Source organism: Lysinibacillus sp. fkY74-1, from assembly GCF_053165895.1.
Map to the genome: position 1 here is coordinate 2,606,524 of NZ_CP170173.1, position 11,944 is coordinate 2,618,467.

At 34.9% G+C, this 11,944-nt stretch carries 11 protein-coding genes, 1 pseudogene and 1 riboswitch; of the genes and pseudogenes, 7 read left to right on the forward strand and 5 right to left on the reverse strand.

What is annotated here, in order from left to right; genetic code table 11:
• The first annotated feature begins 109 nt into the window (after positions 1-109).
• Positions 110-610, forward strand: coding sequence for an Rrf2 family transcriptional regulator (locus tag ACE1MS_RS12780; RefSeq protein WP_031417873.1), 501 nt, complete (start codon positions 110-112; stop codon positions 608-610).
• Positions 611-677: 67 nt separating this feature from the next.
• On the opposite strand, the gene ACE1MS_RS12785 is transcribed toward ACE1MS_RS12780, so the two are convergent.
• Complete coding sequence (locus tag ACE1MS_RS12785) at positions 678-1,304, reverse strand: nitroreductase family protein (protein ID WP_012294781.1); 627 nt, start codon at positions 1,302-1,304, stop codon at positions 678-680.
• A 25-nt stretch (positions 1,305-1,329) separates the two neighbouring features.
• Positions 1,330-1,734 (reverse strand): Ohr family peroxiredoxin, encoded by a 405-nt coding sequence (locus ACE1MS_RS12790; protein ID WP_031417875.1) that lies wholly within the window; start codon positions 1,732-1,734, stop codon positions 1,330-1,332.
• Between the two features lie 150 nt (positions 1,735-1,884).
• On the opposite strand from ACE1MS_RS12790, the gene ACE1MS_RS12795 reads away from it, so the two are divergent.
• The 4 genes from ACE1MS_RS12795 to ACE1MS_RS12810 all read left to right on the forward strand — a co-directional run bounded on the left by ACE1MS_RS12795 (position 1,885) and on the right by ACE1MS_RS12810 (position 5,760).
• Positions 1,885-2,322 (forward strand): MarR family winged helix-turn-helix transcriptional regulator, encoded by a 438-nt coding sequence (locus ACE1MS_RS12795; RefSeq protein ID WP_036161909.1) that lies wholly within the window; start codon positions 1,885-1,887, stop codon positions 2,320-2,322.
• A 256-nt stretch (positions 2,323-2,578) separates the two neighbouring features.
• Complete coding sequence (locus ACE1MS_RS12800) at positions 2,579-3,397, forward strand: MerR family transcriptional regulator (protein WP_197150201.1); 819 nt, start codon at positions 2,579-2,581, stop codon at positions 3,395-3,397.
• A gap of 62 nt (positions 3,398-3,459) precedes the next feature.
• Positions 3,460-4,131 (forward strand): DUF554 domain-containing protein, encoded by a 672-nt coding sequence (locus ACE1MS_RS12805; RefSeq protein WP_012294784.1) that lies wholly within the window; start codon positions 3,460-3,462, stop codon positions 4,129-4,131.
• A 210-nt stretch (positions 4,132-4,341) separates the two neighbouring features.
• Positions 4,342-5,760 (forward strand): VanZ family protein, encoded by a 1,419-nt coding sequence (locus ACE1MS_RS12810; RefSeq protein ID WP_012294785.1) that lies wholly within the window; start codon positions 4,342-4,344, stop codon positions 5,758-5,760.
• 215 nt (positions 5,761-5,975) lie between these two features.
• Here the strand turns inward: ACE1MS_RS12810 and ACE1MS_RS12815 are convergent, their stop codons facing one another.
• Entirely contained in the window at positions 5,976-7,256 is a 1,281-nt protein-coding gene (locus ACE1MS_RS12815; RefSeq protein ID WP_197150200.1) for a Na+/H+ antiporter NhaC family protein, read from the reverse strand.
• Positions 7,257-7,360: 104 nt separating this feature from the next.
• Positions 7,361-7,464, reverse strand: a riboswitch (SAM riboswitch).
• Positions 7,465-7,581: 117 nt separating this feature from the next.
• Positions 7,582-7,821, reverse strand: coding sequence for a hypothetical protein (locus tag ACE1MS_RS12820; protein WP_447402389.1), 240 nt, complete (start codon positions 7,819-7,821; stop codon positions 7,582-7,584).
• Between the two features lie 1,556 nt (positions 7,822-9,377).
• Between ACE1MS_RS12820 and ACE1MS_RS12825 the strand changes: the two are divergent.
• Positions 9,378-9,760, forward strand: a pseudogene (locus ACE1MS_RS12825) (class I SAM-dependent methyltransferase); the annotation flags it as partial.
• Positions 9,761-9,924: 164 nt separating this feature from the next.
• Here the strand turns inward: ACE1MS_RS12825 and ACE1MS_RS12830 are convergent.
• Positions 9,925-10,302, reverse strand: coding sequence for a VOC family protein (locus ACE1MS_RS12830; RefSeq protein WP_012294788.1), 378 nt, complete (start codon positions 10,300-10,302; stop codon positions 9,925-9,927).
• A 164-nt stretch (positions 10,303-10,466) separates the two neighbouring features.
• Between ACE1MS_RS12830 and ACE1MS_RS12835 the strand changes: the two genes are divergently transcribed.
• A complete protein-coding gene (locus ACE1MS_RS12835; RefSeq protein ID WP_155273062.1) occupies positions 10,467-11,660 on the forward strand; it encodes a Ger(x)C family spore germination protein in 1,194 nt (397 codons plus the stop codon).
• Positions 11,661-11,944: the final 284 nt, after the last annotated feature.

Sequence of the window (11,944 nt, forward strand, 5' to 3'; positions counted from 1 at the left end):
TTTTTAATTTTTGTCAAACTGATTTAATTTAGATGAAGTATTTTTAAGATATGATAATATACAAGATACATGTAAGTTTTTCTAAAGGGATTAGAAGTAGGTGATATGAATGAAATATAGCGTCATGGTAGAGTATGCATTACACAGTCTTGTCTATTTAATAGATGTGCCACCAGAGGAAAGTATCGGAATCAAGGATCTATCCGAATTTCAAGGACTATCCGAAACATATTTATCAAAAGTATTAGGTAAGCTATCTAAAGCAGGTATTGTCAGTTCAGTATCTGGTGTTAAAGGAGGATATAGGCTTAGTAAGAGGCCTGAAGATATTTCTTTTTGGGATGTTGTAAAGGCTGTAGAGGGTGAAAGTCCCATATTTCAATGTAAGAACATTAAAGCGAATTTTGCAAACAAAACTGGAAATTGTGATTCCTGTCCGTCAGCCACATCTGATTGCACCATTAATATAGTAATGTTAGAAGCTGAAGAACAGATGCGGAACTATTTACGAGGGAAAACAATTGCATGGTTAGAAGAAGAGCTTAATCGCACCTTGCCTAGTGAACGCATAGCAATGGCAAAGGAATTCTTCCACAAGAAAAATAGGTAACTCCCAAAAGTACAAATACCGAAACAAAGCACAGCCTCTTAGTGACTGTGCTTTGTTTTATTATTCATTATCGATTAAATCTTACAAGACGTTCAATTGGAAGTCGTGAAGAACCATAAGCAGGTGCCGCCGCTTCACCAATTGCTAATAATAAAATAGGTACTTCATTTGCAGGTAATTCCATGTATTCCGCAAATTTAGCTTTATCAAATCCGCCCATTGGAACTGTATCATAACCCATTTCTTTCGCCAATAGCATAATTTGCATGGACACTAAGCCAGCGTCAAAGTGGACGATATTTTCTAATGTTTTAGGCGAAGCTGAACTATACATTGTGAATGCGTCCTGTGCCAGTTTTTTGGCAATCTCTTCTGGCATATAACCTAACTCCACATTTTTTGCATAGATTTCCTCAGCATTTACATACATCTCAATATCGCCAATGACAGCAATAATAGAAGAGGCAGTTTCGATTTGCTCTTGATTGAATGAAAAGAAATTAATATTTTTTTGTATTTCCTTATCATCAATAACAATAAATCGCCATGGTTGCATATTGCTTGAAGAAGGAGCTGAAGTAGCGTCTTGTAGTAGCTGCATGATTGTTTCACGAGATATTTTAGTATTCGCATTGTATTTACGAACAGATTTACGTGCCTGCATAACTTGTTTTACTGTTGTAGTTGATAACATATGATTTCCCTCTTTTTCAAAAAATTTAAACTGCTTTAATTGTTACATTGATATTGCCCATTGTCGCTTTTGAATAAGGACATACAGTATGTGTTAGCTCTAATAATTGCTGTGCCTCTTCCAACTCTACCCCTTCAATATGACCTTCGATGTCCACAGCAAGTACATAATCAAAAGTAGCTTGCTCCATTAACTTAACGGTTACTTGAATCGTTGAGGCATGTTTAAGCTTTTTTTGGCGTTTAATTAAATCTAACGCACTATTAAAGCAGGCACTATAACCCGCAGCAAATAATTGTTCTGGATTTGTCACATTGTCTAATTTTGAACCTGGGGGTGCAATTTTTAAAGATAGTGATTGATCCTCTGCATAGGATGTACCACTACGCCCACCCTCATTAATCATAGTAGTTGAGTATAATTCTTTCATCATCAAAACTCCTTTTCTATATCCAATATTTTAAATTGTAAACAATTTAATTTTTACAAATTGAATTGTACACAATTTAATTGTGTTTGACAAGTAGGAATTTTATTTTTAATATAAATGTTAATAGAAGAACATGAAGAGGGGATTTTTATGCCTAATCATTTAGATAATCAACTATGCTTTCTTTTGTATGCCACATCAAAGGAAATCATTCGACACTATACATCATTATTAAAGCCATATGATTTAACATATACGGGTTATATTACCATTTTAGCATTGGAGGAAAACGAACAAATAACAGTGAAAGAATTAGGACAGCGTTTATTTTTAGATTCAGGTACATTAACACCATTACTAAAAAAATTAGAAGCAAAGGGATACATTTGTCGTGAACGTTCCAAAGATGATGAACGACAAATGCAAATCTATTTAACAGAGGAAGGTAATAAGGTTCGTCGAAAGCTACCTGAGGTATCACGTCAGGTCATGAAGCAATCTAATATTTCAGAACAGCAATTTATTCAATTGAAAAATGTTCTACAAGACATCATACACAATGATTGGGCCTTGAAAGACAAAAATTAAGCAAAGATCGTATCACCTAAAAATTTTGATTCATGCTAGTGGTAATAATTTTATACAGTCAACAGATAGAACCGTCATTGGACATTCCTTTCTTCCAACTACGGTTCTTTTCAATGGGCAGTTTGTTAAACACATTCACTCACTTATCTCCCCTCCCTTGATCGCGCAGTTCATATCCTAGCATTTGGTCCAAACAAATCATGGACAAAATCAAGTACTATAATGATAATAGGACGTTTTTTAAAGGAAGTTTTAAATGAAGAATAGATTTTCAATTGGAGAAATGGCAAAGCTACATAAAACCACCATAAAAACCCTTAGATATTATGATGAAATTGATTTATTAAAGCCTATGTACACAGATAAAAACAACGGTTATAGATACTATTCAACAGAACAATTTGAGCAATTAAATACTATACATTATTTAAAGGAATTAGGTTTTTCATTAAAGGAAATTAAAGGACATTTGGATCACCGAGATATCGACGACTTTTTGCATCTCTTAGAGGAACAGAAACGATTAACCGAGGAAAAAATCCAAGAACTAGAACGAATTAAACGAAGGTTCCAAGATCGAATTAAGGATATTAAATTAGCACGAGAGATAAAGGCATTGGGAGTCCCTTTCATCATGGAAAAACAAGAGAGAAGAATCGTACGATTAATGGAAAAAATCAGTTCTGAACCACAATTGGAAGTTTCTCTGAGACAGTTAGAGAATTTGTCCAATATGAATTCTTCTATATTTATTGGAGGCGTTGGCCTAACCGTAAGTAGTTGCCATCTATTGGATAACCAGTTTCATGAATACAACTCTATATTTATTGTAGTCGAGGAAGAGGATCGGCAAAGTCCTTTATTGACCACGCTACCCGCAGGAAAATATGCCTGTATTTATTTTAATGGCAATCATAGTCATTCTCCTGTACATTATAAATCCTTACTGAATTTTATTAAAGATCACGGTTTCCAAGTAATCGGAGATTCTATTGAAAGAACAATAATTGACCATTACATTTCAGGAAGTAAAGAAGATTACTTGACAGAAATACAAATACCAATAAAATGTTGACCCTCCCCTTACAGGAGGGTTTATTTTTTTACGTAAGAACAATTTTTAAAGGAGAATGAAAAATGTTAGGAACGATATTTAATACAATGATGATTATAGTCGGAAGCATCGTTGGAAGTATTTTTAAAAACGGGATAAAGGATGAATACCATCAAATCCTCATGCAGGCCATGGGATTAGCAGCGATGGGATTAGGTATAAATGCACTAGTTCAACATTTACCTGCCAGTAAATATCCGGTACTTTTTATTGTCAGTCTAGCTATAGGCGGATTATTAGGTCAAAAACTTAATTTAGAATCAAAATTTAATACGTTAGTGAATAAATACTCTAAGGGGAATTTAGCTGAAGGATTATCGACAGCGATCTTATTATTTTGTATTGGATCATTATCTATATTAGGTCCAATAGAGGCTGCATTAAAGAAAGATTATACCTATCTGCTTACGAACGGTATATTGGATGGAATTACTTCGATTGTTTTGGCCACTACATTCGGTATTGGGATAGCTATTTCAGGTATTGTATTATTTCTATGGCAAGGCTCCATTTACTTAATAGCTAGTTTAATGGAGAATTCCATCAATACTGATCTTCTAAATGAATTGACGATTATAGGAGGTATATTGATATTAGCGTCTGGTTTAAGTATTTTAGGTATAAAAAAATGCAATACCTTAAATCTTTTGCCATCATTAATAATCCCTATTATTGTGTTTTTGTTTATACATTAAAAAGCCATCAAAAAAACCATATGTCTAATTTGCTCAGGCACAAAACAATTGCGTGCTTGGGCTTTTCCGCTTTTCTTAAGAAATCTTCATAAATATTCTCTCTAATTATTAATAATTTCCATTTACACTATAAAAGTCGACATTACTAAGAATTCTCTCACCTGAGATGTAGCATTTGAAAATTATTATTTGATAAAGGAGTATCACACCTTGGGAATTGCAGAAATCATGAGCAATATTAAAATTTTGATGTTGCCAGTCATCCTAATTATTGGCTTTGAGTTTTTACTAATTGCACTTTATTACTTTTATTATCAAAGGCGACGAACAGATCGCCATAAACAAATCCCTGTAAAGAAGCTTCTTCTTGGCGCAATGTTTATCGGATATATTGTGTTTGTTTTAGAGCTAACAGTTATTGGTCGTGGCACTTCACATTACATGCAGATGAACCTACAACCATTCAGCGGTTATATAGACGCGTGGAAAAAATACTCTTTACGTGATCTCCAAAATTGTCTATTTAATATATTAATGTTTGTGCCATTAGGAATGTTCTTGCCTTTACTTATGGCTAAATGTAAAGAGTTTAAGTGGCTACTTCTAGTAGTTGTGGGGGCAACAGCCTCTATTGAAACATATCAAACACTTTCAGGAGCAGGGATTTTTGAGCTTGATGATTTAATCAATAACTCACTTGGGGGTATTATTGGCTATCAATTATACAAACTTGCAGTTTCTATTTCCAATCACAAAAAGGTCAAGGTGAAAAGTCTGATTGGAAACCTTGCTATCCCCCTATTGATGGGCTTAATTTTTATCGTTATGAGCATTGTCTACGCCCAACAAGAGTTTGGTCATTTAGCAATAAACGCTTATACAAAATCAAAAATGTCAGATGTTCATGTATCCACTTCATTGGAATTAAGCGCAGCATCAATTGTTGCTCCTGTCTTTAAGAAAAACGTTAAAAATGATGACGTAAAAGACCTGTTACAACAGAAATTAGGATTATTAGAGGTGAGTACATCTAATAACCAGGACAATGACGAGACTTTATTGGAAGATAAAAATGAGGTCCCCTATACATTGATTACAAATGATTCCGAGGGCCAATGGTGGTTAACCGAAAATAATTATACCCCAGAGCAAACTTCAGCTGTAGGGCAAGAAGATAAGGCGAAATCATTGATGGATGAACTTGCTTTACTACCTCAAGATGCAGAATTTGCTGTACAGGAGAATGGTGAATTTGAATGGACATTACCAGATCGCACCGATGTACATAAAGATTACTGGACTGGGGATGTTAGTCTTGGTCTTAAACCGGATGGTCACGTGTATTCATTAACCTACAGCCTTCATGAAAATCAATTTATACGGGAGGTAAACATACTATCCCCTACAGAGGTATATGAACGGATCAAGGAAGGCGATTTTCCTCAAATAAAGTATAATGCGCTCGTTCAGGAGGAAGACCTTATTATAAAAAAAGGAGACCATATAGAGATTGATTCAATTGAGCTTTCGTATATGTATGATACAAAAGGTTTCTATCAGCCCATATACAATGTTGCAGGAAAGTTCAACGGCAACGATTGGTTTACTTTAATTCAGGCAAGAAAGTAATAGCTCATTCCGAACATTTGGCTCCAATTAACGGACAACCGGGCTTTCCATTGTAATGGGCTCCGTATTTGAATGAATTATCCCCTAGAAAATAGACTGCTTCCTAAGAGTGGAGCATGTTAGGTTTGGTAGTATATTACCCAAATATTAAAAATGACAAAAGTCATCGAGAGTGAACTTCTCGATGACTTTTGTCTACAGTCTGAAAGAAAAGTTTAGGCCTTCTTTTCTTTCGGGTACCCAATGAGAATAGCTATCATACCACAAATACCAATAAGAATAGGATAGAACGAGTATGGTAAGATACTCACTGGCGATATTTTGGCAACGCTTGCGGCTACTAGGAATTGAGCTCCGTATGGGAGAAGACCTTGAACCGTACAGGAGAAAATATCTAAAATACTTGCGGATTTTTTCGGCTCAATCTCATACTGATCAGCAATATTTTTGGCAAGCGGCCCAGCAATTAAAATAGCAATTGTATTATTGGCCGTAGATAAATTAGTTAGGCCCACAAGACCAGCTATACCTAATTCAGCGCCCTTCTGCGATTTAATCCTGCGTGTTACAAGGCGGAGCAAAAAGTCAATTCCTCCATTAAATTTAATAACCTCCACCATTCCAGCTATTAATATAGCTAGAAAGGCGATTTCAAACATACCTTCCATTCCTTCGCCAATTTTTTGTATAAGGCTCATTAGGTGATAGCTGCCATCTGCTAAGCCAACTGCACCGGCGAGGACAATCCCTAATGCAAGAACGAGGAAAACATTCATTCCCGATAACGCTAAAATAATCACTAAAACATAGGGAACAATTTTTACCCAATTATAGCTTAAATGCTCTACTTGAGCTGTTCCACCGGATGTCATAAACCCTAAAATAATGCTCGTAACCATAGCTGCCGGCAATACAATCCAAAAATTGACCTTAAATTTGTCCTTCATTTGCGCTCCTTGTGAACGAACGGCAGTAATAGTAGTATCTGAAATAAAAGATAAATTATCACCAAACATTGAACCGCCTATAACCGCTGCTATCACTAAAGCAATAGATAGCTCAGTCTGATCGCTTATCCCAACTCCTATGGGCGCCAGTGCAACAATTGTCCCCACTGACGTACCCATGGATAGAGAGATAAAACAGGCAATGATGAATAAACCTACAACAAGCAAGTTTTGCGGAATAATTGATAATGCAAAGTTAACAGTGGAATCTACGGCCCCCATCCCCTTGGCTACCTCTGAAAATGCCCCTGCTAATAGAAAAATAATAACCATCAGCATGACATTTAAATTTCCAGCACCTTGGCAAAAAATATCAACCTTCCGTGAAAACGATTCTTTTCGATTCATCGCTAGAGCCACAGCTCCCGAAATGCTAATAGCTACAATAACAGGGAAGGCATAAAAATCACCCGTCATAACCCCTGAACCAATAAATAAAATTATAAAAACAACAAATGGGATTAGCGCCCATGGATTCTCTCTCCTCATTGTTTACCTCCCAAAAATTAAAAATCAGCCCTATTTTTGTTTGTTCACCATAAAAAAGGCCTCATCTTGAAATAACAAGAAGAGGCCTTATAGTTAAAACGCTCCTCTTATCTATCAAGGACATTGCTTGCTGGATTTGGCACAGTAACTTAATAGTTCCGCTGCCGAGATTTCATCGGGCCAGTCCCTCCATCTCTCTTGATAAGAAGAAAAATATTATATTATATTTTTGACACAATATTAAAATACTAAAATAAAACATCCATAATTGCAACATGTTTTTAATTAGAAAAAATTTCTTGGCACTATCTTTAAGGTCCAGAATTCAACTTTTTAGATTAATATGAAGCTTTGTATAGACACATATACCGAAAATATAAATGCGCCAACTAGAAAACAACCATATAATTTTCTCTCTCCCAAACTCTTTAATTCCTAATGTTAACATAAATAAACCTAGGAAAAGGATCATTAAGAAATTTAGGCGGTATTCATATGTAATAAGTCCATAAACGGAAAGCGTGATGCCTATCGTTGATAAAATAATTTGTACTGTTTTTAACAAAACGATTCCTCCCTTTTTGCTTAAACAAATACTGTCAGTTATCTAACTTTTTTTGAATAAATAAATTCTATGATAGGTGATATGACCAATGTAAACCCAACGACTAAGAACAAAGGATAATTTTTCATGTCATTTAAATTGGAGACACCCTCTGAAGCAAAAAAAATTAGACAAGCTAAAATCATTAAAACATACTATCCAATTTTAGCATTGTGTGCTTCAATATGCTTATCCAGTTCATCTTTATCTTCTTTAATATCGCTATGGTTACCCGAAGAAGAATAAGGAAATAAAGCTAATTATAATAGAACCTCCATCAATTATTCCGAAACGAATCCATCTGTAGAGGGTAAAACTAACAATGTACAAACATATACAATGACTAAAAGACCGATTAATTTTTTCGATTGATGCATCCTTTGTCTAACCTCTATAGTGACAACTATTACCATTTAAAAATTGATTTATAATTTTAAAAAATCCAACAATACCCATTTAAACAATCATTTGTAAAATTCGGTTCGCTCAAAAAATCTATCCCTTTATGGCAAAACGGGCCATGGGAATTTCAGCTCTCGCCTCTTTTTCACAACTAATGACATTCGATTAACAAAAAATAACTTGTTGGAAGTATGGCTACGTTTGTAAGATAAGGATAGCTTGCCTCATAAATTAATGTTCTTGAAATCTCAGATAAAAACAAAAACCAGATGCTCCTCATAGAAGAGCGCCTGGTTTTATTGTGAAAGTGAATCTTACTAATTTACTTAGTTTTGATTCGTATTAATACTACGCTAAGTTAAGGCGTTGAACAAGTTAAAATATTTTCCAATCTAATTTTTGGGGGAATTCTTGTTTTTTCGAGCATAGGATTTACTCATTGCTATGTAATTTTCTAAAGTTCATGATTTTCATAAAAGTAGAAAGCCAACAAAAAAGACTAGATGCCTACATAATTATGTAAGTTCTAGCCTTTTAAGTGAAAGTGAATCTTACTAATAATATTGCTTAGCTTTAGATTCAATTATGAATACGAAAAAACAGCTAAAAAGTTTCACTATTTGTCCTATTTTTTCGTATAAAATAGGATTGTCTGCACAAAAAGACCAGGAAATCACGGAATAAGTGAATCCTGGCCTTTTTGTGAAAAGTGAATGTTACTAGCTTGCTTTAGTTTTTGTATTCTACTAGTAAGGTAGACGGTTGACGTTGCGATAAGTTACATAAAATTTAAAAATATTTTAAGCTTTTACTTGAATAGCAAAATCCCGCTGCCCCACCTAGTAATAACGGAAAGTTATACCTCCCTTTTGACATTGTATAGCTGCCTTTTCCAGTGTCTTTGAATGGAGATGGTTGCTGTAAAAAGAGGTATGAAATTTCCCATTTGCAGTTGTAGCACATATATCATTCACCAGAAGTCTACGGTGCATTTCCACTTCCTCGGGATTGCTCCTTGCTGAGAATCTTTTCTTTTACATGAATCAACTTCATCCGACGACTTTGCAGAATGAAGTGGGTGCCAATTAAGACTCACAATTACGAGAAAAGTGACTCTTTTGAAACAAGGCTTTCAGTATAAAAAAACATTTTTTAGTCACTTAGGTGTCTCCTATTACTTAACGAAAGAACAACTGGCTAGCTTAATAGACCATCTTTTTGCCCTAGTTCTAGTAGGCAGTTCACTTGTCTTTGACTATGGTGATGAATCGTTATTTATGAAAAAAGGTATCTCTAACAGAGTAGAGAATATGGTGAAGATGGCGGCAGCTGGTGGTGAACCAATGAACTCATGCTATGAGGAAATGAAGAAGACGCTAGATCAATCAGGGCTACTCATCTATCTCTATCTGCAATTCAACAGCTTTATTTTCAACATCAAACTGATTATCTATCCGCTTTTGAAACAATCCATTATCTTCACATTGTTAAAAAGTAAAGTATAATCAAATCATTTTTAAAACAATTCTTAATTTTCTATCTATTTCCCAGGCAATTAACTATTTCGATATAATATTTATGTATATGATAGTAGTGTAAAGCTAATTAGCCTTACACCTCCTAGATTTGTTACTAGGGTCACTGTTATAAACAGTGACCCGCTTATGATTGGCAAACCCCTAAAGGATTTCCATCTAGATCATAGAAGGTGAAAAATTTTATTTGTCCTTCTCCTCCGATAGGATTTACTTTCACTTGTTGCTCTACTAGTGATTGGTAGGTATCTTCAATAGTTGAAGATAGGAAATTGAAGTATTTCCCTACCCCAAAATGATTATCTGGAAAATGTAATGGTTGATGATTCTCCGTTTTGACTAAGCATACGACCGTAACAGATTGTTCCCCTATTTTCATGACCGCTGCGTCTTCTTCAATATTTAAAAGCTTAAACCCAAGCTTTTCCTCATACCATTTAACTGATAATTGAGGGTCCTTTATCGGGATAAAAATGGCCTCTACTCCATTTAATAATGATCGCATCCCTTTTTTCCTCCTATTTAAAATGATGTATATACTTTTTTCTATTAATAGACGCTTTTGTCCTCTAAAAAAATTTCCCCCGTACTCCTCTTCTTGTTTATTTTCCCTATTATTTGCTTATCCTAATTAGTATCGGAAATGTCTTAGCCCTTTTCCTAGAGGAGGTGCCAATCATTAAACACACGGTGTCATTCTTTCTCCTACTTCTAACCGTTTTGTTGTTAACTGGATGTTGGAATAAGCGAGAGTTAAATGAATTAGCTATTGTCACTGCTGTTGGGGTCGATAAAACAGACGAATTTATAGAGCTATCCATTCAAATCGTTAACCCAAGTCAAATAGCGACGAAGAATTCAACAAGCTTTCAAGTCCCTGTTGTTACCTATCACGCAAAAGGGAAAACCTTATTCGAAGCTATTCGGAAATTAACAACGCAGACGCCAAGGAAACCCTATTATGCACATACTCAAGTTATTATTATTGGTGAAGAAATGGCTGAATATGGTATGAATAGTATTTTAGATTTATTTCAAAGGGACCCTGAGGGAAGAAGTGATTTTAATATTATTGTTGCCCATGAATCAACAGCGCAAGATATTTTAAGTATATTAACACCGTTAGAAGATATTCCTGCCAGTAAATTGTTAAAATCCTTAAAGGACTCTGAAGATGCATTGGGAACAACTGAATCAGTGATTTTAGACGATTTAATCAATTCTTTAGGGAGTATTGATCATAGTGCTGTTCTGCCCTCCATTCAAATACATGGAGATGCAGATGCAGGAAAGAGTAGCTCCAACATCGAAAAAATGGATAGTCCTGCTAATTTACAATACGGTGGACTTGCTGTTTTTAAAAACTATAAGCTTATAGGCTTCTTATCAGAGGAAGAAAGCAGAGGCTATAATTTCTTACACAACCATATAAAAGGTACCGTTCAAAAAGTCCCTTGTTCGGAAAAGGGGAAAATATCAGCGGAAGTTTTAAATTCTTCTACAAAAGTTACTGGCAGCTTTAAAAATGATAAACCCTCCATCCATGTACAGGTTGAACTTGAACAAAATATAGCGGAAATAAGTTGTCCATTGGATCTAACAAAGCCAGAAACTATTGATACTCTTAATAAAGAAACAAGCAAGTTAGTTCAAGCGAATTTAGAACAAACATTTCACACTATTCAAAAAACCTATCAGGTTGATATTTTAAAGTTTAGTGAGGTACTACATCGCGAAGACCATCAGGCATGGAAACGTATTAAAAAAGATTGGGCCACGCTTTACCCCAATCTCCCCGTGCATATTGAGGTAAAGGTGAAAACAAAAGGCATTGGTACAGCTAGAAAGCTAAAAGTAGGCTAGAGAATAAAAAATGACCAGCCTCTCCTTGAGAGTGCTGGTCATTACTAATTTTCGTATAGCTTCAAATGTAATGAATGAAGAATTTTCATCAGGCTGCTGATGAAATGTGTAATCACTTTGGGCGTTATTTTGCACTATAAATAAAATATAAAAAGTCCAATTTCTCATTATATAAATTGAGAAATTGAACTTTTGTAGTTACTTCAAAATAGCGTCTATTAAAGGAAAAACATTTTCGCTATGTGTGATCCATTAAAGTATCCCCGCAAGGCCAAGTTAGGATG